This window comes from Prochlorococcus marinus str. NATL2A, from assembly GCF_000012465.1.
Lineage (GTDB): Bacteria > Cyanobacteriota > Cyanobacteriia > PCC-6307 > Cyanobiaceae > Prochlorococcus_B > Prochlorococcus_B marinus_B.
The window spans coordinates 101,569-126,654 of the sequence record NC_007335.2 but is presented as its reverse complement, the minus strand read 5'-3'; the positions used below and the strand labels follow the sequence as shown (position 1 = coordinate 126,654).

General features: G+C 35.6%; 25 protein-coding genes and 1 tRNA gene. 15 read left to right on the top strand and 11 right to left on the bottom strand.

Translation table 11 applies throughout. The features are described from left to right. Positions 1-23: 23 nt before the first annotated feature. Positions 24-791, top strand: coding sequence for a phosphoadenylyl-sulfate reductase (locus tag PMN2A_RS00615; protein ID WP_011294077.1), 768 nt, complete (start codon positions 24-26; stop codon positions 789-791). 17 nt (positions 792-808) lie between these two features. Then, the gene (locus PMN2A_RS00610) at positions 809-1,510 is read left to right on the top strand and encodes a type III pantothenate kinase (RefSeq protein WP_011294076.1); all 702 of its coding nucleotides are present in this window, start codon (positions 809-811) and stop codon (positions 1,508-1,510) included. On the opposite strand, the gene bcp is transcribed toward PMN2A_RS00610, so the two are convergent. Next, positions 1,497-1,964, bottom strand: a complete 468-nt coding sequence (gene bcp, locus PMN2A_RS00605) for a thioredoxin-dependent thiol peroxidase (RefSeq protein ID WP_011294075.1) — start codon at positions 1,962-1,964, stop codon at positions 1,497-1,499. The genes PMN2A_RS00610 and bcp overlap by 14 nt on opposite strands. Before the next feature lie 52 nt (positions 1,965-2,016). Here bcp and PMN2A_RS00600 point away from each other — a divergent pair, with 52 nt between their 5' ends. After that, a complete protein-coding gene (locus PMN2A_RS00600) occupies positions 2,017-2,619 on the top strand; it encodes a 4'-phosphopantetheinyl transferase family protein (RefSeq protein ID WP_011294074.1) in 603 nt (200 codons plus the stop codon). Here the strand turns inward: PMN2A_RS00600 and PMN2A_RS00595 are convergent. The 5 genes from PMN2A_RS00595 to PMN2A_RS00575 all read right to left on the bottom strand — a co-directional run bounded on the left by PMN2A_RS00595 (position 2,616) and on the right by PMN2A_RS00575 (position 8,541). Next, the gene (locus PMN2A_RS00595) at positions 2,616-4,820 is read right to left on the bottom strand and encodes an AAA family ATPase (RefSeq protein ID WP_011294073.1); all 2,205 of its coding nucleotides are present in this window, start codon (positions 4,818-4,820) and stop codon (positions 2,616-2,618) included. The two genes, PMN2A_RS00600 and PMN2A_RS00595, sit on opposite strands and share 4 nt — an antisense overlap. Positions 4,821-4,907: 87 nt before the next feature. Continuing rightward, the gene (locus tag PMN2A_RS00590) at positions 4,908-6,557 is read right to left on the bottom strand and encodes an alpha-D-glucose phosphate-specific phosphoglucomutase (RefSeq protein ID WP_011294072.1); all 1,650 of its coding nucleotides are present in this window, start codon (positions 6,555-6,557) and stop codon (positions 4,908-4,910) included. 63 nt (positions 6,558-6,620) lie between these two features. Continuing rightward, positions 6,621-6,791 carry a hypothetical protein gene (locus PMN2A_RS10390; protein ID WP_011294071.1) on the bottom strand — a complete coding sequence of 57 codons (171 nt, stop codon included), beginning with the start codon at positions 6,789-6,791 and terminating at the stop codon, positions 6,621-6,623. Positions 6,792-6,810: 19 nt separating this feature from the next. Further along, positions 6,811-7,893, bottom strand: a complete 1,083-nt coding sequence (locus tag PMN2A_RS00580; RefSeq protein WP_011294070.1) for a DUF4912 domain-containing protein — start codon at positions 7,891-7,893, stop codon at positions 6,811-6,813. A 285-nt stretch (positions 7,894-8,178) separates the two neighbouring features. Further along, positions 8,179-8,541, bottom strand: a complete 363-nt coding sequence (locus PMN2A_RS00575) for a hypothetical protein (RefSeq protein WP_011294069.1) — start codon at positions 8,539-8,541, stop codon at positions 8,179-8,181. A 477-nt stretch (positions 8,542-9,018) separates the two neighbouring features. On the opposite strand from PMN2A_RS00575, the gene sufB reads away from it, so the two are divergent. The 4 genes from sufB to PMN2A_RS00555 are packed head-to-tail and all read left to right on the top strand — an operon-like array spanning position 9,019 to position 13,785. Continuing rightward, positions 9,019-10,461 carry a Fe-S cluster assembly protein SufB gene (sufB, locus tag PMN2A_RS00570; protein ID WP_011294068.1) on the top strand — a complete coding sequence of 481 codons (1,443 nt, stop codon included), beginning with the start codon at positions 9,019-9,021 and terminating at the stop codon, positions 10,459-10,461. Positions 10,462-10,511: 50 nt separating this feature from the next. Beyond that, entirely contained in the window at positions 10,512-11,303 is a 792-nt protein-coding gene (gene sufC, locus PMN2A_RS00565; protein ID WP_011294067.1) for a Fe-S cluster assembly ATPase SufC, read from the top strand. Beyond that, entirely contained in the window at positions 11,300-12,538 is a 1,239-nt protein-coding gene (gene sufD / locus PMN2A_RS00560; protein WP_011294066.1) for a Fe-S cluster assembly protein SufD, read from the top strand. Before sufC ends, sufD begins: the two co-directional genes overlap by 4 nt. Continuing rightward, positions 12,535-13,785 carry an aminotransferase class V-fold PLP-dependent enzyme gene (locus PMN2A_RS00555; RefSeq protein WP_011294065.1) on the top strand — a complete coding sequence of 417 codons (1,251 nt, stop codon included), beginning with the start codon at positions 12,535-12,537 and terminating at the stop codon, positions 13,783-13,785. Before sufD ends, PMN2A_RS00555 begins: the two co-directional genes overlap by 4 nt. Here the strand turns inward: PMN2A_RS00555 and PMN2A_RS00550 are convergent. After that, positions 13,782-15,716 carry an alpha/beta hydrolase family protein gene (locus tag PMN2A_RS00550; protein ID WP_011294064.1) on the bottom strand — a complete coding sequence of 645 codons (1,935 nt, stop codon included), beginning with the start codon at positions 15,714-15,716 and terminating at the stop codon, positions 13,782-13,784. The genes PMN2A_RS00555 and PMN2A_RS00550 overlap by 4 nt on opposite strands. Positions 15,717-15,796: 80 nt before the next feature. On the opposite strand from PMN2A_RS00550, the gene def reads away from it, so the two are divergent. The 5 genes from def (at position 15,797) to PMN2A_RS00525 (ending at position 19,557) form a co-directional block, all read left to right on the top strand. Next, complete coding sequence (gene def / locus PMN2A_RS00545) at positions 15,797-16,405, top strand: peptide deformylase (protein WP_011294063.1); 609 nt, start codon at positions 15,797-15,799, stop codon at positions 16,403-16,405. A 69-nt stretch (positions 16,406-16,474) separates the two neighbouring features. Next, positions 16,475-16,810: a histidine triad nucleotide-binding protein gene (locus PMN2A_RS00540; RefSeq protein ID WP_011294062.1), complete on the top strand. Its 336-nt coding sequence runs from the start codon at positions 16,475-16,477 to the stop codon at positions 16,808-16,810. A gap of 105 nt (positions 16,811-16,915) precedes the next feature. Further along, positions 16,916-17,197 (top strand): hypothetical protein, encoded by a 282-nt coding sequence (locus PMN2A_RS00535; protein WP_011294061.1) that lies wholly within the window; start codon positions 16,916-16,918, stop codon positions 17,195-17,197. Positions 17,198-17,319: 122 nt separating this feature from the next. Continuing rightward, complete coding sequence (locus PMN2A_RS00530) at positions 17,320-19,308, top strand: ABC transporter ATP-binding protein/permease (RefSeq protein WP_011294060.1); 1,989 nt, start codon at positions 17,320-17,322, stop codon at positions 19,306-19,308. Positions 19,309-19,317: 9 nt separating this feature from the next. Beyond that, the gene (locus tag PMN2A_RS00525) at positions 19,318-19,557 is read left to right on the top strand and encodes a chlorophyll a/b-binding protein (protein WP_011294059.1); all 240 of its coding nucleotides are present in this window, start codon (positions 19,318-19,320) and stop codon (positions 19,555-19,557) included. An 11-nt stretch (positions 19,558-19,568) separates the two neighbouring features. Here PMN2A_RS00525 and PMN2A_RS00520 read toward each other — a convergent pair whose 3' ends face one another. Further along, entirely contained in the window at positions 19,569-20,531 is a 963-nt protein-coding gene (locus tag PMN2A_RS00520) for a Ycf66 family protein (protein ID WP_011294058.1), read from the bottom strand. 83 nt (positions 20,532-20,614) lie between these two features. Beyond that, positions 20,615-20,785: a photosystem II reaction center protein PsbX gene (gene psbX, locus PMN2A_RS00515; RefSeq protein ID WP_011294057.1), complete on the bottom strand. Its 171-nt coding sequence runs from the start codon at positions 20,783-20,785 to the stop codon at positions 20,615-20,617. An 87-nt stretch (positions 20,786-20,872) separates the two neighbouring features. Here psbX and PMN2A_RS00510 point away from each other — a divergent pair, with 87 nt between their 5' ends. Further along, a complete protein-coding gene (locus PMN2A_RS00510; RefSeq protein ID WP_011294056.1) occupies positions 20,873-21,172 on the top strand; it encodes a YggT family protein in 300 nt (99 codons plus the stop codon). Positions 21,173-21,185: 13 nt separating this feature from the next. Here PMN2A_RS00510 and accC read toward each other — a convergent pair whose 3' ends face one another. Further along, positions 21,186-22,529, bottom strand: coding sequence for an acetyl-CoA carboxylase biotin carboxylase subunit (gene accC / locus PMN2A_RS00505; protein ID WP_011294055.1), 1,344 nt, complete (start codon positions 22,527-22,529; stop codon positions 21,186-21,188). Between the two features lie 126 nt (positions 22,530-22,655). Between accC and PMN2A_RS00500 the strand changes: the two genes are divergently transcribed. Both PMN2A_RS00500 and PMN2A_RS00495 read left to right on the top strand, forming a co-directional pair. After that, positions 22,656-22,737 (top strand) — tRNA-Leu (locus tag PMN2A_RS00500). A gap of 27 nt (positions 22,738-22,764) precedes the next feature. Continuing rightward, entirely contained in the window at positions 22,765-24,042 is a 1,278-nt protein-coding gene (locus PMN2A_RS00495; RefSeq protein ID WP_011294054.1) for a hypothetical protein, read from the top strand. Here the strand turns inward: PMN2A_RS00495 and PMN2A_RS00490 are convergent, their stop codons facing one another. Continuing rightward, entirely contained in the window at positions 24,043-25,083 is a 1,041-nt protein-coding gene (locus PMN2A_RS00490; protein WP_011294053.1) for a PRC-barrel domain-containing protein, read from the bottom strand. Positions 25,084-25,086: the final 3 nt, after the last annotated feature.

The window sequence follows — 25,086 nt, the reverse complement described above, 5'->3', positions numbered from 1 at the left end:
AATTCGGCATTCAAAACTCAAACATGAAGAAAGAATCTAAAGACAATTACATCAATGATTTGAGAAACGCCGCTCAATTGCCTCAACCTGCTCTGATGAAATCAATTAATGAGACAAGCAAAGATCTAGAGAAACTCTCCCCTCAGGATCAACTTCAATGGGCTTTTGAGGAATTTGATGAGAGCTTTGTTGTTACCACAAGTTTTGGGATCCAATCCGCTGTCTTGCTTCACATGACGAAGGAATTGAAATCCAGTCAAAAGCCAAAAGTTATTTGGGTTGATACTGGCTATTTGCCAAAAGAAACATATGATTACGCAGAAAAATTAACAACACTTTTCGAATTAAATTTAGTAATTGCCCAAAGTCCCGTATCTCCAGCGAGAATGGAGGCCTTAAATGGTCGTCTGTGGGAAACAGGAGTACAAAAAGATCTTGATAAATATCATCAGATTCGGAAAGTTGCACCTCTTGAAAAAGCCTTCTCAGACCTCAACGTTCTCTGCTGGGCAAGTGGCGTGAGAAAAGGCCAAACCCAGAACAGACAATCAATGTCTAATATCGATTGCATTAGAGAACGTTTAACGCTCCGACCACTTTTAACCTGGTCTAAAAAAGATATTTTCTATTACATGGAGAAAAATAAATTACCTCAACATCCATTATTTGAACAAGGTTATTCCACTGTAGGAGATTGGCATTCAAGCGGAGCAGAAAATACTAATACCAAAGGAAGGTCAACGAGATTTGGAGGTCTCAGTGAAGAATGTGGAATCCATTTAAATACGTAATAACAAGGAATAAACTCGTGTACTCAGAAGAAAATTTCCTAATGATTGGCAATACAAGATGGCATTGGGCAAACAAAGTTAAAAAAGATTGGAAATATTTTCATACCTCACCAAATCCAATCGAATTTAAAGATAAGGATTATTCTCAATTAACTTGGGCCTCCGTTGGTCCCATCCCTGAGGATATTAAATTATGCCCTTCAAAAGAAATAACTTTAGACAATGTTCCCCTAAACAATCTTCCAACTAATTTAGGAATTGACAGAGCTCTTTCTTCATGGAGTGCTTTTAAAAAACAATCATTTTTAAAAAGCAAAGAACAAGATTTAATTGTGATAGACGCAGGAACAATATTAAGCGTCACAAAAGTATCAAACAAAGGAGAATTCATTGGGGGCCAACTAATTTCCGGTTTCAGCCTTCAATTATCTTCAATGTCAAACCGTGCAATGAATTTAGAAACTCCCATTGTTAAAAAAATCCCAACTGAAACATTTCAATATGAGACTCATAATGCAATGATAAGAGGGTCAATGAATGCGCTAATAGGATTAATCTTAACACTTTTTGAGGAGACTAAATTACCTATATGGATGTGCGGAGGTGATGCTCCAATCATATTAAATGAACTCAAAAATACAAACATTGACATCAATCATTCTCCCAATCTAGTTCTAGAAGGAATGATTGATGTATACAAAAAAATTAATTCAATTTAAGATCATTTAAAATCTGATTAGCCATATTATCTGATTTTACTTTTAAGTATATTAATTCAATTTTCCCGTCTTTGTTTACAACGAAAGTGTGTCTCATCATTCCATAATACTCTCTACCCATAAATTTCTTCAAGCCATAACTTTCGTATGATGCCGCAACAGGACATGGGTCACTATCGGTTAAAAGTGTAAAAGGTAATTTATGTTTATCAATGAACTTTATATGCGATTTTGAGGCATCCTTACTAATTCCTAAAACTTGAATATTGTTTGATTTGAAAAGCTCCCAATTATCTCTAAAACTGCAAGCTTCCTTAGTGCATCCAGGAGTATCATCCTTTGGATAAAAATAAATTACTACTCTCGATCCTTGGAATGATGAGAGACTGATATTCACACCATCTTGATTAGGAAGAGTGAAATCTGGTGCAGAATCGCCTATACAGAGAGTCATGATAACAACTCAACTAAACAATAAAAGAGTACTAGGTCTTTGGCTTTTTTTGATGCCATCAAAACTTTTACCAATAAGCAGCGAAGAAAAAAAATGGGTTCAAAAGTTAGCACCAAGCAGAGGTTTGATTTATCATTTTTCTAGAGGCTGCCTAAGACATGTCATGTCCAACATTACAGGATTAGGTCCTCTAGATATACCCCTCAAAGCCGATCCTGGAGAACCGCCTTTATTGGCGGAAGGATGGGGGAATATCAGTATGAGTCACTGTTCTGATGCTTTATTAATTGGATGGTCCTCAGGAAAAATTGGGGTTGATATTGAAAGAAAGGATAGAGAAATTCAAGCTTATAAATTATCAAAACGTTTTTTCACTCAATATGAGAATTACGAAATAGAAAATTTATCGCCATGCCAAGCAAAAGAACTAGTACTTAAAAGATGGGTAATAAAAGAAGCCGCAGTTAAATGGCAGAGAGGGAAAATAGCGAATAATATCAATCAATGGATTTGGAAGAATAAATCATCATTTGCACATCATAAAAAACTTGGTCACAAAGTAAAAGTTTACGAACAAAATTATGATCAATGGACGTATGCAATTGCATTAGATGAAGATTCGATAACATGTAAACCAATAATTTGCGTTGATTAATTACTATTCTTAGCAAGAAATTTAGTATGTATAAGCTTCTGTTTTATAGTCTGGCCATCCAATCTTTTAAATAATTCTTGCAATCGAATTAATGTTTCTTCCTCACAATTTTCGAGAATAATTTCTCGATACTCACTTCCCTGATTAAGCCACCTTTTAATTATAGTATTATCAACTTTTTGATATATAAACTCAGTCCATTCTTCAAAAGAAATATTCCAGCCTAATTTTTCTAATTGTAGAATAAATTTCTTTTTATGTTCTTGCTTATTTAACCACTTCTCCTCTTTACAAATTAAATCACTCAAGAATGAAAAATCAGTATTTTTCTTGTTACTATAAAGCTCTAATCTTTTCTTTAAAGAAAAGGCAGGGCCATAACATGGGTTACTTATAATCAAACTTAATTCTGTATTCTCCGTACATTTTTCAGTAAGAATCGGCCACAATTCAAAAAAATTTGTTGCAGAAAAAACTTTCCAAGGAATCCTTCCTCCAATTAGCTCAAATTTGAGATTGTCTTCTAATTTTTTAATTGATTCAACTTTTGAATCAATTAAGACAGGTCGCTCCATAGGCGCTAAAACTTCTAATTCAGCTAATAACTTGGGATGATTATCCTCTGATACAGCCAAAACAACGCCCCCTTCAGATGCCTCTCTTAAAGGCTTTAAAGACCAAAGCAAAGAACTAGGCGCTAAAACTAAAACCCTATGATTTTTTTTCCAAGTAATGCCGGACCATAATTTAGTCATCAAATGTTTTAATCGTTCCCCCTCCTGCAAAACTTGGCGAGATAACCATTTATCCAAATCATTATCAACTTTGCCAGATGTAATAGTTAAAGGATTTTGTTGCTCAACTTCAATTAATGAAGCTAACTGTTGAGATCTTCTCTCATTCAAAAGAGATCGTCTTTGCCCTTCCCATCCATGTTCAGTTGGCTCCCAAAAAATCTCGTTTAGCAAAGTGTCTGGCAAATATTGCTGTGGAACCCAATTTTTTGAAAATGAATGTGGATACCTGTAACCCATGCCATCTCCAAAAGATTCTTGATCTCGATTTGGATCTTTAAGATGAGATGGAACATTTTGCTTTTGGGAATCTTTAACTTTCTGAACTGCCTTAAAAATAGCCTTAACACTATTGCTTTTCTCAGTTGAAGCCAAGTACAAGGTTGCCTGAGCCAGTGGGTAAACACCCTCTGGCAAACCTATTCGATCAAAAGCCGCAGCGCATGACTCAACTATGACAATTGCATTGGGATCAGCAAGACCAATATCTTCTCCTGCTGCGATGAGCATACGTCTAAAAATGAATCGTGGACTTTCTCCAGCCTCCAACATTCGAGCAAGCCAAAACAATGCCGCATCAGGATCCGAGCCTCTTAATGACTTAATAAAAGCGCTAATAGTATCAAAATGAGCATCACCTTTTTTGTCGTATAAAACCGCTCGTTCTTGAATTGAATCCTCAGCAATCTTGAGATCAATATTGATTGAAGTATCTTGATTTGCAATAGTGCTCTCTACAGCAAGTTCCAGCGCATTAAGCAGAACGCGTGCATCGCCATTACATACATCAACCAAATGATCCTCAGCTTCACTAGCTAAATTGATTAATTTCAACCCATATCCCCTCTTCTTATCATTCAAAGCTCGTTGCAGCAATTGATGTAATGCTTTTGAATTCAAACTATTTAAACGAAATAATCTAGATCTACTTACCAACGCTTTATTTACTTCAAAATATGGGTTTTCCGTTGTGGCACCAATAAGGGTCAAAGTTCCATTTTCAACCCAAGGTAATAAGGCATCTTGTTGAGCAGTATTAAATCTATGAACCTCATCAATAAATAAAATTGTGCGTTTACCAAATTTATTTAATCTGTCGATTGCCGACTCTATCTCAGATCTCAAATCCTTGATGCCAGCCAGTGCTGCGTTAACGACACTAAAGTGAGATAAGGTATTTAAGGCGATAATCCTAGCCAAAGTAGTCTTACCAACTCCAGGGGGTCCATAAAGCAATAAATTGCCTACTTTGTCAGCAACAATTGAACGTCTCAATAAACGTCCTTGAGCAAGAATGTGATCTTGGCCAACAAATTCATCCAGTGTTTGAGGCCGTAAGCGATCAGCTAAAGGAGCATTATTCTGAATTAGCTGTTCACCATTAAAAGCAAACAGATCTTTGGACAAAACTAATAAATGAACATTTTTGATACTCTAAAAGCAAAAAAAAACTTATAAAGTTGTTTTGATGATTTCAAATTGAAAATTTTTGATCTACGTAATAACTGTCGGAGCGGACATCCCAGTTCGTTTTGAAATCTCGGCTAGAGAATCAATACTTTTAATTAAGGGATCCAAAGCTAACTGAGGGTCTTGAGTGATATCACCATCACTTGGAACAAAGCTTTCAAAGTAAACTCTCAACGTGGCTCCTTGAGTGCCCGTACCCGAAAGTCTAACTAACACTCGACTACCATCATCTAATAAAATTCTTAAACCTTGATTCAGCGTAATTGAACTATCAACTGGATCTGTGTAGCTAAAATCATCAGCATTTTTAATCGTCCTTCCAGCAAAAGATTCATCTATCAAAGTGGGAAGCATATTGCTCAATCTTGAATAAAGAGAATTTGCAACTTCAGTTGGAATAGATTCATAGTCATGTCGAGAATAGTAATGGCGACCAAAAAATAGCCAATGATTTTTCATTATCTCAGAAACAGACTTTTTCTTTGACGCAAGTATCTGCAACCAAAAAAGAACAGCCCACAATCCATCTTTCTCTCTTACATGATCACTTCCAGTACCAAAGCTCTCCTCTCCACACAGAGTGATTTGATTAGCGTCCAAGAGATTGCCAAAGAATTTCCAGCCAGTAGGCGTTTCAAAGCAATTTATCCCTAAATGTTTTGCCACAACATCCACCGCTGAGCTCGTAGGCATGGAACGAGCCACACCCGATAAACCTTTGGCATAGCCTGGTACACAATCGTAATTAGCAGCCAAGATTGCAAGGCTATCACTAGGATTTACAAAGCAACCACGTCCTAAAATCATATTTCTATCCCCATCCCCATCACAAGCTGCTCCGAAGGAAAATAGATTCCCTTTTAAAAGCAAATCAGCAAGATCTTTTGCATAAGTCAAATTTGGATCAGGATGAAGACCTCCAAAATCTTCCAAAGGTATTCCATTTCTTACTGTTTCTGCAGTAGCTCCTAAATGATCAACAAAAAGACGCTTTGCATATGGACCTGTAACAGCATTTAATGCATCAAAAACGATCGGAAAATCATTGTTGATATAGGAACTAATCAAATCAAAATCAAATATTCTTTTCATTAAATCTAAGTAATCGTCTATTCCATCAATGATCTCGACAATCATTGAAGCTAATTTATATTTACCGAGTGAAAAAGAATTATTTGATTGACATTTTATGATCTTATATTCTTTAAGATTCTTGGAGTAATTATAAATTTCATCAGTTAAAGATTCTGAGGCAGGTCCACCATTTGAGCCATTTAGCTTGACTCCAAAATCACCTTCCAGTCCACCTGGGTTATGACTAGCAGATAAAATAATTCCACCTATTGCTTTGTTAATTCGAATCAAATTCGAAGCTGCAGGGGTCGATAAAATCCCATCTACAGTTGTTATGACTTTTTGAATTCCATGTGCAGCTGCCATCCTAATAATAATGTCAATTGCTCTTTTGTTGCCATATCTACCATCACCTCCCACAACCAAAACACCTCCTCGCACCCCTGGCAGGGAACACAAGATTGATTCAATAAAACTCTCTAGGTAATGTGTCTCTTCGAACTGCAAAGTACTTTTTCTTAATCCAGAAGTACCTGGTTTCTGATCAGTAAAAGGTGAGTTTAACTTAACTGTAAGTTGGGTAAATTCTGTAGAAAACACTTTGAAAATAAATTAGTTAATGATATGAAAATGAATCGAAAATGAAATGGCAACACATTAAAGTTAGTGAGGCATTTCAGAAGTACGAAGCATTGCGATAAACCAAAGAGTACTTAATATCAACGCACTTAAAACACCCGGACCAAGTCCTAAACGCTCAATCGTAGTAGGAATTAATAAAGGAAAAGCAATAGCCCCTACTAACGGAGTAAAAGCAACAATTAAGCGAACCATTAATCAAGTGAGATTAGAGTTAAAACCATTCTGATTCAGCTTTGGAATTTGGGTTAGTGTTATCAACTGGAGTAACTCTTTCGAATTTCATTGTTATGTTCCTTGAATCAACACCATCTTTATCAATAGCTTTAATTGAATAGTTCTGAATACCGTCTCTGAATGGGACTTGCAATCTAAAAGTTCCATCATTTCCTAGTGGGACCTCTTCATCTTCGATAAACAATTTAGCTGAGGGATCAGTAGCTCCATACACAATTAATTCCGCATCAGCAACTAACCAAAAAGAACGAGCTTGAGGAACCCCACCAATACCAGATTCATTCAAGCCACTAGCCCAAAGCCCACTACCAGATTCATTATTTGAATTTAGATCTCCTGGAAAACCCTCTTGGAATTCTTCTGAACCAACTCTTCTAGTTCTAAATTTTGTGGTCGCTGATTGATATAAGCGCTCATGCAAACCACTGTCTGGTTGTTCTGAAGCAAAACTTTCTATTTTAGAATCAGAGGTAGTAGTAACTGGGGCTTCTAGGCTAAAAGGAACAAATTGATCAAGAATTTGCTCACTTGGATGAAGTGAAGGTACTTTGGCTGAAGATGAATGAGCAAGTGACATCCATTTATGACCAATTCGATAACCGAGTTCAACCTTGTAGTCTCTTCCAGCTAAAGGGATAGGTAAGTACCACTCCGTACTGTGACTATCAACAACAATTTCTTGAAGAGTTCCAGGATTAGTCTCTCCATTATTTTTATTGGTGACATCAGCTAAACGCAAACAAAGCCTAATAGCGCCTTCTTTTTGAGCATTAGAACGATCAGAATCTGATATCTCCCAAAATACATATGCCCACTCGGGATCACGAGGAAGAAAAACGACTTTGGTCTCTGATGAACTTTGATATGTAGTTTCGCTTGATGGTTGGACTTTATTATTTATCAACTGTTTTTCTAATTCCTTTTTTTCTTCGTACAGCAATACACCCTTAACTAAATCGGCCTTAGATTTTCTACTATAAAGAGGAATACCTAATTCACTCGCTTTAATACGAAGCTGACGAAGTGTTAAACGTGACAGGGATTCTTGATCAAAAGTCACGCTCATAAACCTCCATTTTTTTTTTGGGATCAGTGCGGTAAGTATGTGATGAAATGTGCTCTTCTCGTTGGTGTGGTCAGCATCTTCTGACTCCATGCAAAGGTCAAAAAATGGTATCTACAGCCAAAAAGCTTTGCGGCAACTAAGAACTAGGAGTTCGTTATTAAACCTAGAATTTCGAAGGCAACCAAGAAATAAATCCAAATTTTGAATATTCCAAAGCCTTTTTTCTTTGGGATCACCCTCTTAAAATAAATTTCTTCTCATCTAGGGAATAGAAGGATTTCAACCCTCATATGCGTCGATTAAATTTCTCAGTGTCAAATCCAATGGAGCAACTTTTAAATCATTTGACAATCTTTCCAGCTGGATAGCTGCACCAGAGAATTGCTCAAAAATAACCTGCACAAACTCGTCATCCTTCATCATGATGGGATTTTTCAAGCACCATTCAAGCCATTCTTCCTTCACAGGGATCAAACCTTTTGGATTGTCCTTACTCATGGATTTAAAACATTGCAAGCAATGTGCAAGCATCCTTAAATGATGCTTTTCATTAGCTGAAAGGTTAGTTAAACCGATCAAATTTATATCCTCTTTACTTAAGGGACTATTTTTAGAGTTATCGTTAAAAGTAGATTCCATCATCTGGCAGCGGGAGCATCTCTTAAGTGTAAAGTTTAAAAGAATATTTATCTTTAAATAGGTTTTATCTTATTTTTTCCACTTATAAACAAGGAAAAGATATTCATTTATAAACTATTATAAGTCAAAAAAAAGAATTGATAAATGAAATCAACTGTATTAATAGGGATTTACACAGCTATTTGTATACATAAGAAAATCTTTTACGAATCAAAAAAAGATTAAGAGTTTATACCAGCACAATCAGAATTGGAAACGATAGCAAGCATTTTAGCTTATGGTAATAAGAGATTAAAACTACTTTCGTAACACTGGGTTTTCCCCCTTGATTTGACTTAGAATGACATTCGAGATCCAACTATCAAAACACTCTGATCTAATGATGAGCCCCAAATGTCATAATTGAAAATTATCTTGGATCTTAAAAGCCAAACTTTTCATAAATAAAAAACTACTACGTCTTGATTTAATCAAAATAAAATGACCCAATCTAATACTGTTGAAGAAATTGTTTCCCAACCTTATAAATACGGTTTTATAACTGAAATTGAAACTGAAAAGATCCCAAAAGGATTGAATGAAGATGTCATTAGGTTAATTTCCGCCAAAAAAAATGAACCAGAATTTTTATTAAAATTTCGTTTAAGAGCTTATGAGCAATGGTTGAAGATGAAAGAACCTGATTGGTCAGGTTTAACTTATTCCAAAGTAGATTATCAGGATCTTGTTTATTATTCAGCCCCAAAACAAGACATTAAGAAGAAGAGTTTAGATGAAGTCGATCCTAAATTACTTGAAACTTTTGAAAAGCTTGGAATACCACTTAGTGAACAAAAAAGATTATCTAATGTAGCTGTAGATGCTGTCTTTGACAGTGTTTCTATAGCAACTACATATAAGGAAAAGCTAGCTGAACATGGAGTAATTTTCTGCTCTATTAGCGAGGCAATTAGCGAATACCCTGATCTAATTGAAAAATATATGGGTACAGTCGTTCCTATAAATGATAACTTTTTTGCGGCTCTAAATTCTGCAGTTTTTAGTGACGGTTCGTTTGTTTACATACCCAAAGGTGTCGAATGTCCAATGGAACTATCATCTTATTTTAGAATAAATTCTGGCGACACTGGTCAATTCGAACGAACTTTAATTATTGCCGAAGAATCCTCCTCCGTTAGTTATCTAGAGGGCTGTACAGCGCCTATGTTTGATACCAATACACTCCATGCTGCTGTTGTTGAGCTTGTCGCGCTCGATAATGCATCTATCAAATATTCAACTGTGCAAAATTGGTATGCAGGTAATGAAGAAGGAGTTGGAGGAATATATAACTTCGTCACAAAAAGAGGGGAATGTAGAGGAAAGAAAAGCAAAATAAGCTGGTCTCAAGTCGAAACAGGTTCTGCAATTACATGGAAATACCCAAGTTGCGTATTACAAGGAGACAATTCCATTGGTGAGTTTTATTCAATTGCACTTACTAATAATTGTCAGAAAGCGGATACTGGGACAAAAATGATTCATATAGGAAAAAATACAAAATCAAAAATCGTAAGTAAAGGTATCAGTGCTGGAAAGTCTAAGAATAGCTATCGAGGTCTTGTATCCATAAGCCCAAATGCTGAGGGCGCTCGAAATTACAGTCAATGTGACTCAATGTTGATCGGTGACAAAGCCAGTGCAAATACATATCCATATATTCAATCCAAACAACCTCAGTCAAATATTGAACATGAAGCTAGTACTTGTAGGATTTCAGAAGATCAACTTTTTTACTTACAAAGTAGAGGAATTGATTTCGAGGAATCAGTCTCAATGTTAGTCAGTGGATTTTGTAGTGATGTTTTCAATGAACTGCCTATGGAGTTTGCATCTGAGGCAGACAAACTTTTAGCTTTAAAATTGGAGGGTTCGGTTGGATAAGAATAAATTAAAACCATACTTTTGCTCTCTACAACTTTCTACCTAATTTAGTGATTTCATCAACTTCAGAAACAATATTATCTATTAAAGATCTTCATGCCAGTGTTGAGGATCAAGAGATACTTCATGGAGTCAATCTGTTAGTAAAAGAAGGAGAAATCCATGCGATTATGGGTCGTAATGGAAGCGGAAAAAGTACACTTTCAAAAGTTATTGCTGGTCATCCATCTTACAAAGTTCTATCGGGATCTATCCAATTTAAAGGTAAGAACATTCTTGAGCTAGAACCAGAGGAAAGAGCAAGAATTGGTATCTTCCTTGGTTTCCAATACCCAGTAGAAATTCCCGGTGTTAGTAATCTCGAATTCTTAAGAGTTGCCACCAATTCAAGAAGAAAAGAATTACTTAAAAGTGAATTAGATACGTTTCAATTTGAAGATCTAGTAAAACAAAGATTGAAAATAGTTGAAATGAATCCAGCCTTTCTAGAAAGAAGCGTAAATGAGGGTTTTTCTGGCGGAGAGAAAAAACGCAACGAGATTCTTCAAATGGCTCTTCTTGAACCGGTCATCTCAATACTCGATGAAACTGACTCAGGACTTGATATTGATGCTCTTAGGATTGTTGCATCTGGGATCAATAGACTCTCGCAACCAAATTCGGCAACAATTTTAATCACCCATTATCAAAGACTGCTCAATGAAATCACTCCTGACTTTGTCCACATTATGGCTGATGGAAAAATAATAAAAACTGGCAACAAAGAACTCGCAATTGACCTTGAGAAATCAGGATATGACTGTATTGACAAAAATACCAAAGAGAAGGAAATAGCAAAATGAAATCATCATCTATTTGCCAAGAGTGGCTTGACTCTCTTCCTCTAACTGAAGGTTATTTAAAAAACGAACAATCAATAGGACGAGAATTTCTCCTAGAGAAAGGGATGCCCTCCAAGAAAGATGAAGCGTGGCGATTATCCAACTTCAATAAGTTAAATAGTTTTTTGTCGTTACCAACGATTATCGATAGCAAAGGTATTAAATCTGTCTTTCCAGAAAAGGATAAAAATAGAGAAAGAATTATAATTAATCCTAATGAAAATCCAATTTTAAATATTAATTTACCTAATGGAATTGAAGAGCTAAATAAAAAAGAGATTGAAGAGAATCTAGGTGAAATAATTAAGTCAACTAATATAAAGAATGACATATCAGTCTGTCTTAATCAGGCATCTAGCTTAGATATATTAGCTTTAAAAGTTAAGCGTAATCACAATCATTCATTAGAGATAGTAATTCCATCGATAGAGGAAAAGTCAATCTCAACTAGAATATTTTTCCTCATAGAAGAAGGAGCAAAATTAGATCTTTTACAAATTTTTCTAGGTAAAAATAATTCAGCTCAAAATCATTTAATAGAAATAAAACTAGAAGCCGAAGCAGAGTTTACTCATGGGTTTATTTCTTTAGGGGAGGAGAAAGAATCATCCTCAATTTGTACTTTAGCTGTAGATCAATCAGAAAAGAGTAAATATTCTCTACATTCAATCCATCATGGTTGGGATTATGCCCGTTTTGAACCAAGAATAATTCAAAGTGAAGGAGAAGCTTCAACAATTATCAAAGGGCTGCAAGTCACCAAATCAAAAGAGCAAATAGCTACGCACTCTTTGATTAGATTTGAAGGCCCAAATGGAAAGCTTGATCAATTACAAAAAGCAGTAGCATCTGAATATTCACATTGCATTTTCAATGGTTCGATTGAAGTTCCTCAAAAAGCACAAAAAACAGAAGCTGCTCAGCTAAGTAGAAATTTATTACTTTCTAAACGCGCCAGAATAGATACAAAACCAGAGCTTGAGATAGTTGCTGATGACGTTAGGTGTACTCATGGAGCGACTGTAAGCCAACTTCAAGATGAGGAATTATTTTATTTACTCAGTAGAGGTATTGATAAGCAATGTGCTAATTCTTTATTATTACAAGGATATTATGATGAAGTGATTTCACACTTTCCTAAAAGTGCTGGCAAATGGAACTTTATTGAAAAATTAATACAAGACATAAAAAAGTGAACAATTTAGTAAAAAATATTGCTGAAAAAAGTAGAAATGATTTCCCATTATTTAATGGAGATATTAATAAAAATTTAATATACTTAGATCATGCAGCGACTAGTCAAAAGCCTAAACAAGTTATAGATTCTCTAAAAAAATACTATAGCTTTCAAAATGCCAACGTTCATAGAGGTGCCCATCAACTAAGTGCACTCGCAACAGAAAAATTTGAAAATTCTAGAAAGTTAACAGCAAATTTTATAAATAGTAAGAATGAAAAAGAGATTATTTTTACTAGGAATGCTACGGAAGCTATAAACCTTGTGGCTTATACATGGGGCAATTATGAACTTCAGGAAAACGACGAAATCTTAATAAGTTTAATGGAGCATCACAGTAATATAGTCCCTTGGCAATTAATAGCCAAGGCAAAAAAGTGCAAGCTAATTTATATCAATATTGATAAAAACGGAGAATTAGATTTTGATGATTTTAAAAAAAAATTGAGTGATAAAACTAAAATAGTCAGCCTTGTTCACGTAAGTAATACACTAGGTTGTTGTAATCCTATCGAGGAAATTTCATCCCTTGCACACCAAAAAGGTAGCTTAGTTCTTTTAGATGCTTGCCAAAGTCTTGCTCATAAGCAGGTAGATATTAAAAAACTTGGTATTGATTTTCTGGCAGGATCTTCTCATAAACTTTGCGGTCCTACTGGAATAGGTTTTTTATGGGGTAGAGAAGAAATTTTAAAAAAAATTCCTCCTTTCCTTGGTGGAGGAGAGATGATTAATGAAGTTTTTAAGGACAACAGCACATGGGCAGAGTTACCGCATAAATTCGAAGCGGGTACTCCAGCTATTGGGGAAGCCATCGGTATGGGAACTGCACTTCAGTATTTACAGTCAATTGGATTAAACGAAATCCATAATTACGAAAAAGAATTAACAAAATATCTTTTCGAAAAATTAGAGGAAATAGATGATTTAAAAATTCTTGGTCCTAGCCCTTTAATTCAGCCTGATAGAGGGCCTTTAGCAACATTTTATATTAAAGGTATTCACTCAAATGATGTTGCTGAGTTACTTGATAACAGCAATATTTACATAAGAAGTGGTCATCATTGCTGCCAACCACTTCATCGCTTCTATGGCATAAAAAGCACAGCCAGAGCAAGCTTGAGCTTTACATCTACTCCATCTGAAATTGATTCTCTTGCTGAAGAACTAAAATCAGTAATTTCTTTTTTAAAGAAAAATTCTTAAATATTTAGATATTGTCTAAAAAAAGCCTCTGTTTTGTTTAATACATCAACTTTGATTTTACCGTCCTTAAATCCATGGCCTTCGTTCTCAAACAAATTGATTTGCACAGGAATTTCACGCTTTAACAATTCTTCTTTAATCGCAATAGATTGATCAGAGGGTATAACTTTATCTTTTAAACCATGAAACAAAATCAATGGCATATTCATACAATTGACATTTTCAATTGGCGATCTTTTCAGATATTTCTCATAATCAGTTTCTATGTTTCCTATTAAATAATCTAAATAAAATTCTTCAAACCTATGCGTTGAATTAGCCATACCAATCAAATCAGTAACAGCATATTTACATGCACCAATATTAAAAATGTCAGCAGATATCAAACAACCTAAAGCTGTAAAACCCGATGCGCTGCTCCCCATAATTGCTATCCGGTCCTTGTCAGCCTTACCAGATGCAATCAATGACTGAGCTGCCTTAGTGCAATCCATAACATCGATTACTCCCCAATTACCTCTTAATCGATCTCTATATTCCCTACCAAAACCAGAAGAGCCTCCATAATTAACGTCTACGACCGCCCAACCTCTTGATGTCCAAAATTGCACCTCAAGATCCAATCCACAACGAGCCATACCAGTAGGTCCGCTATGACTTTTGACCAACAAAGGAGGTAACAATATTTGTTTATTCAGAGGAGGGTAATACCAAGCATGTACTTTCTCTTCATTCGATCCAATAAACCAAAAAGATTCGCCAATACTTATTTCCTTTGAATCCAAGCTAAATGAAGAGGCAGGAGTATGTTCCCAACTTTGATTCAATAAATCTATTTCAAAAATCCCTTCAGTAATTTCTGCACTACTGGCAATTGCAACCAGTCGATTTTGATGCGAATGAATACCTGAGAATTCAATAAAAGTCTGATCAAAAGTCTTGATAGATCCATCTTTTTGAAATAGAGCTAAAGTCCAAATTCCTTCCTGAGCAAAAGCGCCAACGACATTATCCCCCACACATGAAAAGCTCGACATCCCGAGGACCCATTGTGGGAAAGCAATTTCAGCCTTAATAGACCATTGATTCTGGAAAATAGTAATTGAATTATTATTTAAGTCAGTTTTTATCTGCGTTATATTCCACCAGCCACTACTATCTTCAGCGACAAAAAGGTCACCTGTATCGGACCAAATAGGATTAAAAAATGATATTTTTTCTGTGCATTTTAAATATTCATTATTCAAAGTTACTATATTAATTATATTTTCTTGCTCACCTAATTTAGCTAATTTTAATTCATTTAAATCCCAAGGCATTGAAGTATTTTTCCACTCGACCCATGCTAATTTTCTATCTTTAGAATTTAGAGCAAGATAACCTAATAATCCCTGAGATGAATAAATAATTCTTGGATATTGTTCAGATTTTTTTAGAGAGTAAGAAACTATATGATCCCCTTCTTCATCCTCCATCAAACCAATCCAAATATTTTTTTCAAGATCAATCACGCCACCTGCAAGAAAATAGTTATGTTTTTTTGTAAGACAAATTGATTCTATTTTAGGTATAAATTTAAAAGAAAAAGATTTTTCTTTTTCTTCCTCGTAAAACCAAGTTCTCATCCATAAGCGGTTGTCTTTATTGTCAACCCAAGTCAATATAAGATCAGATCCATCGAGAGTAGCTGTTAGCGGAGCACCGCCATATCCATGAATTTTTGTCCTTAAATCACTTGGATAAGGTGTTAACTCCTGAGGTAATACGTCTTTTTGTCCCCAAGGTCTGATTAAAGCTGTAGTTCTTCCCTTTTCGTTTGGTCTTTGTTCTAACCATAAAATCCAATCACCTATTATGCGAGGCTCTTTAAATATGGGGGCTTCTCCATAAACTTTTTCAGCATCCAAGATTCTCATTGTTTTGTTCTTCATTGATGTTGAGAGTCAATGATTAATGCACTCATTGAACTTAAAACAAAGTAAAGTATAAAAGTTGTTGTCTTAAGACTCCTTTGGCTGGCAGTTTTGCTCAACTTGCAAAAAATGCAGAAAAAAAGAAGCCCTCAATTTCAGTTTCTAAAGAACCTGTCGAGAATCCCCCTTTGAAGGTGTATCAGCTGGGAGACGAGGCTTTAAGAACTCCAGCTAATCGTATCGTCAAAGTTGATGATGCAATTAGAAAGTTAGCGAAAGATATGCTGATAACTATGTATTCATCAAAAGGGATTGGTTTAGCAGCACCTCAAGTAGGAATACAAAAGAGATTGTTAGTTATTGATTTAAAGTTTGAAGATCCAAATTCTCCACCGATGGTATTTATAAATCCTGAGATAATTTCATCTAGTGCAACCTTAGATACATATGAAGAAGGTTGTCTAAGTATCCCTGGAGTTTACCTTAATGTTTTACGACCCTCCTCAATCAAATTAAGCTATAGAGATGAAATGGGTAGACCAAAAAAAATGAATGCGGACGGTCTCATGGCAAGATGCATTCAGCACGAAATAGACCACTTAAATGGTGTCTGTTTTGTAGATAAAGTAACTGATGAAGAAGAGCTGAAAAAACAATTAAATGAGAATAATTTCAAGCGAAGCGATGTAATAAAAGAAACGAATTGAAAAAATCTTGTCAATTCAAGCTATAAAAAATCGCATTAGATTCTTCTTATTGCTCTCTACACAAATTCAATGACAACAATCTTCGATAAAATTCTTAGCGGTGAAATTCCATGTGATGAGGTTTTTAGTGATAACAAATGCCTAGCTTTCAAAGATATTACCCCTCAAGCACCTACTCACATTTTAATAATTCCTAGAAAACCTATTCCAAGTCTGCAAGATATAAAAAAAGAAGATCAAGAATTACTTGGGCACTTACTGCTAAAAGGGACCGAAATTGCAAATGCTGCTGGTTTAGAAAGTTGGAGAACCATAATTAATACAGGAGAAGAAGCAGGTCAAACAGTCTTTCACTTACATATTCATATCATTGGCGGAAGGAAGTTAAGTTGGCCACCTGGATAAATAATTCATTTCTCTTGATCAATCAGCACGATTGCCTTACTGGCTTAGTTGCTGACTCATTTCCACCCATTGATGCGCTATAAGATAGTTAAATAATCATGTTCGATGGATTCCCAAACTGCTAAAGATAAAAACGGCATTATTTCTAAAGCAAACATAAATTTACAAGATTTATGGTCAAATCTTAGTGAGAAACAGCAATCTATTCTCAAAAAAATATGGTCAATTTTAACTTACAAATGGCAATGGCAGATAATCCTTAATGCCCCTTTTTTGGTCATTTGGGCATTAGATCAAACTATTCCTGCAGTTCATACTTTTGATATGCAGCTTATTTCCTCACTACCAATACCAACAATAATAAAAACATATTTGGGCTTTAGCTAAGATATAGAAATAAATGACTTTGATGAGTTTTGCTCTCAAAAAGTGTCAGATTTAACTTTAAAAAATAAGCTAATCCTATAGCTAATCAAGCATTTATTGAATTTGAAATAATCAAAAATAATATGACATCATCAATTTCGAAAGCTCAAAAAGGACTGGTAAGCCAACTAATTAAATTACGAAAGCTTACTCAGCCATATTTTCTACCTTATACAAAAAACAATGGTTGGCTATTTGTCTATTTATTAATAGCTTTATTATTTTGCGTAGGCGGAACAGTTCTGTTTTTACTCACAGGTTTAATGAGCCTGTTAACCAATTTAGCTCCAGATGTAACCAACCAATTTTTAGGAGGAGTTCAAAATTCCTTAAAAGTGATTTGGAATGGTCCGTCGGGAATAATAATTTCAAGCTTGTTTGCCTTAGGAATTTTTTCATTTATCACAGTTCGTGGTCAGTTAAGGCAAAGGAGATGGCTTCCTTGGCTTTTACTAGGAGTAATTATATTGATGCTATTGTCTGTCAATGGAATTAATGCTGGAATTACATTTCTTGTTAGAGATATCACTAATGCATTAATACAAAAAGATGAAAGTGAAAGTTATAAAAATTTGTGGATTCTTGGAATTTGTTTTATTGCAGCACTTCCAATAAGAAGCTTCCAATTTTATTTTTCAGCAAAACTACAGCTCTTATGGAGAGAGTGGTTATCCAAAAGCCTAATAACAGACTATTTAGATGACAGGACATATTATATATTAAATCCCAACGATGAATCTGAAACGAATGTCGATAATCCGGATCAAAGAATTACAGAAGATGCAAGAGACTTTACTGCGCAAACAATTGATCTATCGTTAAATATTTTTGATTCTTTATTAGTATTTTCACTAAACATTTTTATTTTACTAAGTATAAGTAAAGAACTAACACTTGCCCTAATTGTTTATGCCACATTAGTTTCATCTTTACTACTTTTTGCGAGTAGAAAGCTATTTAAATTAAATTATGATCAATTAAGATTTGAAGCTGATTTTCGTTACGGTCTTGTACATGTAAGAAACAATGCAGAATCAATTGCTTTTTACTCTGGTGAAAATCAAGAAGAAAAAGAAGTAAGTAGAAGGCTAAAATCTGTAGTTGATAACTTTAATCTTTTAATAATATGGGAAGCATTATTAAGAGTGCTCCAACGCTCAGGAATTTATGGAAGTGTCTTTATTCCTTTCATTATTCTCGCAGGACCAATTCTTAGCGGCCAAATGGACTATGGAAGTTTTCAACAAGCCAATTTGAACTACAACCTTCTTGAAGGATCATTATTTTTTATTATTTACAAAATAGAGGCTTTAGCTAGATTTTCAGCTTCGATAGGAAGACTTGAAGGATTTCAATCAAACATGAATGAGATCAGAAACAACCAATTTGAGGATTTTAAAGTAGAAATTAAAAACAATGATTCTATTATTCTCAAAAATGTAAGTATTAAAACCCCTGGAAAAGATAATTATCTAATTAATAACTTAAATCTAAGTCTGGAGACAGGTCAAAGTTTACTTGTAGTAGGGCCTTCTGGTTGCGGTAAAACGTCTTTACTTAGAGCTATTAGCGGTCTATGGGCAATTCAATCTGGTGAGATAGAAACCCCATCAAATGGTGAGTTACTTTTTATTCCACAAAAACCATACATGACTCTTGGCTCATTGAGAGAACAGCTTTGCTACCCATTAGATAAAAACAGATTCAGTGATGATCACCTAAAAGCCGTTTTAGAAGAAGTCAAGTTACCTCAAATTATCCAAAGGTATCCTGATCTAGATATCAAACAAGATTGGCAAAGACTATTATCTCTGGGAGAGCAACAAAGGCTTGCTTTTGCAAGACTTTTGCTGAATTCCCCTAAATATGTTGTTTTAGATGAAGCAACAAGTGCATTAGATGTAAATACAGAAAAACATCTTTATGAACTTCTTAACAAACGCGAGATGGCTTGCATTAGCGTTGGTCATAGGCCAACCTTGAAGAACTATCATGAAAATGTGCTTGAAATAACTGAGAACAAAGGTTGGCGATTATTGCCTGCTGCAAGTTACCAATTTACTGAGAACTAGTTTATTTCTATGAACTCAAATACTGAAAAAGCCCAAGAAAGTGAGTCAACTGAGCCAGAAACAACTGATTCAGAAATTAAAAATCTTTCACCTAGCGCAACCACAAATGATATTCCTGAATTTGGCTGGAGTGGCTATGCAGAGAGAATAAATGGAAGATTTGCAATGATAGGTCTTTTGGCAGTTCTACTTGTTGAAGCACTTAGCAAAATCTCTTTTCTGGAATGGGCTGGAATAATTAGTCAATAATAATTGTTGTATTAATCATCAAATCTTGAACTGTTATCTCTTGGTCTGGACTTTCTTGTCGATGATGAATAAGAACTTTTAGAAGATGGTCTTTGATTAGCAGGGTTTGCACCAGGATTTTTTGGACTTCTTCTACTAGCTCGTCTGACACCTTTTTCAGAACTAGAAAAAGCAGCATCTTCAATATTGTTGTTAGTTTTGGAAGGCCTTTTAGATCCAGTCGAAGCCCTAGTTGAATTATCAGAATTTAGCCTTGAAGATGATGATTGAGTAGGAGGCGCTCCATTTCTTCTTCGACTTGATGTTTGACCACTTGCTGAAGGACGAGTCCCTTGCCTAGTTTCTTGTCGACTAGTTCGCCTATCTCCAAAGCTTGATGCTCTATCTGAGGAAGATTCGGAATTAAATCGTTCCATTCTCCTGTCCCTCTCAGTTCCTCGAGAATTGATTTCTGAAGAACTAATATTTCTTGGCCTTCTACTTACAGCCTGCTCAGGTATTGCCGCCCTAGATGGTCGTCTTCCATAATTTTCATCATCTGAATATTCTTCTTGATAATCTTCTCTACCTGCAAATCTTCTATTGATAGGTTGAGATTCCTCAAATCGATCATAATTCCTATCAGAGTCTGCATCCGACAAACCTCGTCTGGAAGATCTGGGCAATTCTGGTTCATCATCAAAATAGGAAGATCTTCGTGCTTGATCTGTTGCAATACCTCTAAGCCGAACACTTTCATAAGCGAAAAAGACAGTGGTTCCAGCAAGCAAAAACTGTCCAAACTGAAGAATTGGATCTAAACGCCACCCTTGAAAAAACAAAATTCCGCCGCACAGTAAACCTATAGCGGCAAAAAATACGTCATAATCCCTTGCCAATGCTGGCTTAAAAGATCTAAGGAAATATAAGCCAGCTCCGCATACAGCAAGAACTATGCCAACAATGCTGGCCCAATTTAGACTGGCATTGACCAAGTTTGCCCTCTTAAATAAACATTTTCAGGCTGAAACCAACCCTATTGTGATTAGTCTATGGCATAAATAGGTGTTTGCTAGGGCTATCTACTCAATGCATCTTTTTGGCTAACCCAGATCAACGCAGCAGCAGCAGGTGCAACTATCAAAGCTCCAGCCGCAAGAAAACTCCCAATCATTCCAACAGCAGAACTTGTAGCAGCTTCACTAGAAGTTCCAGCACTTAGGAACAAATTTAATAAATGAAAAGCCATTTCAGCTAATTCTTATGCAAGACCGAGTAATCTTACGCAATAAAAGATGATTTAGACCATCTATTCAATAATGCTTTGAGCTTTGTGATGCCTCTGTTAGTTAAAAGTCTTCCAACCCTACATTTTTTTATGAGTTTTTCAATAGGTGCGCTTACCTTGGCATTCCTTCTACGAATTATTTTGACATGGTATCCAAAAATAGATTTAAGAACTGGTTTTTGGCCAATTATCTTCTTGCCAACTGAGCCCATATTGGTGCTTACTCGAAAAATTGTTGCTCCGATAGGTGGAGTAGATGTTACTCCAATTATTTGGGTAGGTCTCTTAAGTCTCTTTCGCGAATTATTTCTTGGACAACAAGGATTATTAACTCAAATTATATTCTGATCTTCATAGCTATTTACAACATTTCTTGTTCAACAAATTTTGTGTGAACATCGCCTTCTATAAATTCTTTTCTTTTAAGTAATTTCAAATGAAAATCAATAGTAGTAGTAATTCCTGTGACTGCACATTCACTTAAAGCTCTTTCCATCCTTTTTAGTGCAGCTTCTCGATCTTTCCCCCAAACAATTAATTTACCTATTAAGGAATCATAAAAAGGAGGAATATCGTATCCAGTGTAAACATGGCTATCTACCCTTACGCCCGGTCCACCAGGAGGCAACCAACCTGTGATTTTTCCTGGGGAAGGTCGAAAGTTGTGACTTGGATCTTCTGCGTTAATTCTACATTCAATTGCATGTCCCTCAAGCTTGATCTCTGCTTGTGTATATTGTAATTTTTCTCCTCCCGCAATACGTAATTGTTCTGAAATTAAATCCATACCGGTAACTAACTCAGTAACAGGATGTTCAACCTGTATTCGAGTATTCATTTCCATAAAATAAAAACTTCCGTTCCTATCAAGAAGAAATTCCACCGTTCCAGCGCCTTCATAGTTGATGCTTTTTGCTGCTGCAACTGCCGCTTCTCCCATTCTTATTCTTAGGTGATCATCTAAAGCTGGACTTGGCGATTCCTCTAACAATTTCTGATGCCGTCTTTGAATCGAGCAATCTCGTTCTCCGAGGTGAACAACGTTACCAAATCGATCCGCAAGAATCTGAACCTCTACATGCCTTGGGCGATCAATAAATTTCTCCATATATAGGCCAGGGTTGCCAAATGCAGCCTCTGCTTCCCCCTGCGCAGCTTTAAAAAGATTCTCCAATTCATCAGAATGATTAACTAAACGCATGCCTCTTCCACCGCCTCCTGCAGTTGCTTTAATCATTACTGGATAACCCATTTCAGAGGCAAGCTTGGATGCATCTGAAACACTATCTAGCAAACCTTCACTTCCTGGGACAGTAGGCACTCCAACCTTTTGCATAGTCGATTTAGCTGTCGACTTATCACCCATGGAACGAATTGCATGAGGAGATGGGCCTACAAAAATAAGACCGTGGTCACCGCAAATCTCTGCAAATCGATCATTCTCAGCTAAAAATCCATAACCAGGATGAATAGCATCTACTCCTCTTGATGTTGCTGCAGCAAGTATATTTGGGACATTTAGATAACTTTTACTGCTAGGTGAATCTCCAACGCATACAGCTTCATCAGCTAATTGAACATGTAATGCATTTTTATCAATAGTACTGTAAACAGCAACCGTAGCTATCCCCATCTCACGACAGCTTCGGAGAATTCTTAAAGCTATTTCGCCACGATTAGCTATGAGCAGTTTGCCTATGGGCATTCAAAATTATTAAGTCCTCAGCGGGATCGTATCAGGATTGGTGCCCAAGATTGAAACCCATTAAGTAGAAGCTTAATAGGTTAAGCATTATGATCAGGGTTACTTGGTGCTTAACTGAGTTAACTTGCGGATGTGGCGGAATTGGTATACGCGCATGTCTAAGGAACATGTGGCTTCGGCCTTGCGAGTTCAAGTCTCGCCATCCGCATTATTCAATACTGATGCTCATCAATAAATGAGTCATAATCATTTAGCAATTATTTTTGTCTCAAATGGACCGGGTGAACTAGCCACTTGGGTGAATCCACTTGCTAAAGAGCTTCATAAGCAAATAAAGCTAAAACCAAGAGTACATAATTCTTCAAAATCTTTAAATTTGGTACTTGTTCCATGCCCTAATGCAACTGGTAATGAAATTATTGCTGCAAAAAAATGGTTCCAATTTGAAAAAATAATAAAAGCAAAAAATTTCTGGAAACTTCTTTTAAACCCTAAAAAATTTGGTTCATGGCCATCCAACGGGTTAGTAATTTTTTTAGGTGGAGATCAATTTTGGAGCGTTCTACTTTCAGCAAGATTGGGATATTTACATATGACATATGCCGAGTGGATCGCTAGATGGCCTTTTTGGAATAATAGAATTGTTGCAATGTCCGAAAGGATTGTTGATAAATTACCAAAACGAATTCAACCTCGTTGTTCAGTCATAGGAGACCTAACCGCTGACTTAACTGAAACTGCAAAAATTGATAATCCACTCCCCTCTGGAAAGTGGATTGCACTACTACCAGGTTCAAAAAGTGCGAAACTAAAAATTGGAATTCCATTCTTTCTTGAAGTAGCAGATAAAATATCAAAATCAATGCCAGATTGTCAGTTTCTAATACCTCTTGCTCCTACCACAAATATAAATGAACTTAAACACTTTAGTAGTAGCAAAAATCCAATTTCAAAACAATATAAATCTGGAATCAAATCAATTACAAAAGCCAATAAAAAAGAAGGAAGAGGAGTATTGATAACTAATAATTCTACAGTTATTTTAATACAAGAAAAGCATCCAGCATATAGTGATCTAAGCCAGTGTGATATCGCACTAACAACAGTAGGAGCTAATACTGCTGAGCTTGGATCATTAAATATTCCAATGATAGTTGTTCTTCCTACACAACACATTTCAGTCATGGAAGCATGGGATGGATTTATAGGTTTAATAGCTAGATTGCCAATATTAAAATGGTGCATAGGACTATTAATTAGCTTTATAAAACTGAAAAAAAGAGGATATATGGCTTGGCCAAATATATATGCAAAAAAGATGATTGTCCCAGAAAGAGTTGGACATATAACCCCTGCACAAATAGCTGAAGAAACTATTGATTGGCTAAATTCACCTACAAGACTATCTGGCCAAAGAGAAGATTTACAATTACTAAGGGGTAGTAAAGGTGCTGTAAAAAAATTTTGCTATCAAATTATTAATCTTCTTGAAGAAAAAAAGCTTTTAAATTAATTACCATGGATCTTCAATATCTATTAATTGGTTATCATTAGATATCATATCTTGAGAATTATTTATCGTTAAATCTTCTAAAGGTTCGACATCCATAGGTTCTTCATCTCTTATAATTTTTGATTTATTCTTTGTATTTTTAGATGAAAATTTAGCTTGAAAATCGTCAGTTCTTTTTTTAAAGTTTGATTCACTATAGTTTACTACATCTTCATCAATTTCAGAATAAATTGATGACTGATTAGGTTCATCTAAATATCTTAATTCTTTATTATATTGTTGTTCTTCTGAATCTTGCAATTCTACGTATTCCATCTCTTCTTCTTCAAATATTTCTTGGGATTGTTCTAGAAGTCTTTGATCATCATTGACACTCTCGCCAGAGGTTAATTGATTTTCAACTGGGACAAGATTAACTCTATAACGTTCTCGTTCGCTTTCTTCCCAACCCGAATTACCTACACCAAGCTTTTCAAGGAAACCACTGTTTAATTGTTTTAATTTCTCCTCAGCTCCCTCATAAACAATTATTCGATCTGGTCCACTGCTAACAATTTCATCAACAGGCATCTCCCAAGTACTTAAAACCCCTTCGCCTAATAAAGGTACGCCTAATGCTCCCATAACTAAAGTAAGTAATTCTCCAGTTTCAATATCAAAAGAAAATCCAAGTACTCTCCCCAACTGATCTCCAGATTCAGTAATAACTTGGCAATTGATAACTTTATTGAATCTTTCAGGAACAAAGTTTTCGCTTAAAGAATCAATCGTATCAACTAAAATCACATCACCTACTTGACGGATCTGATCAAGAGGAAGCCATCTTGGCAAGCCAGGTAAAAAACGTGTTAAGGGATTATCTCGTAGTCCCAAAGCAACAACCTCTCTGCGATCAATATCAACAACAACTTCTCCTACAAGCCCCAACCTGCGTCCAGTATCACGTGTAATAACCTGAGTCCCCATCAACTCAGAACGAAGCCATAATCTGTCACTGGGGACAGCAGATGTTGATTCTTGAGGGGCTTGCGTGTTGGTCAACTC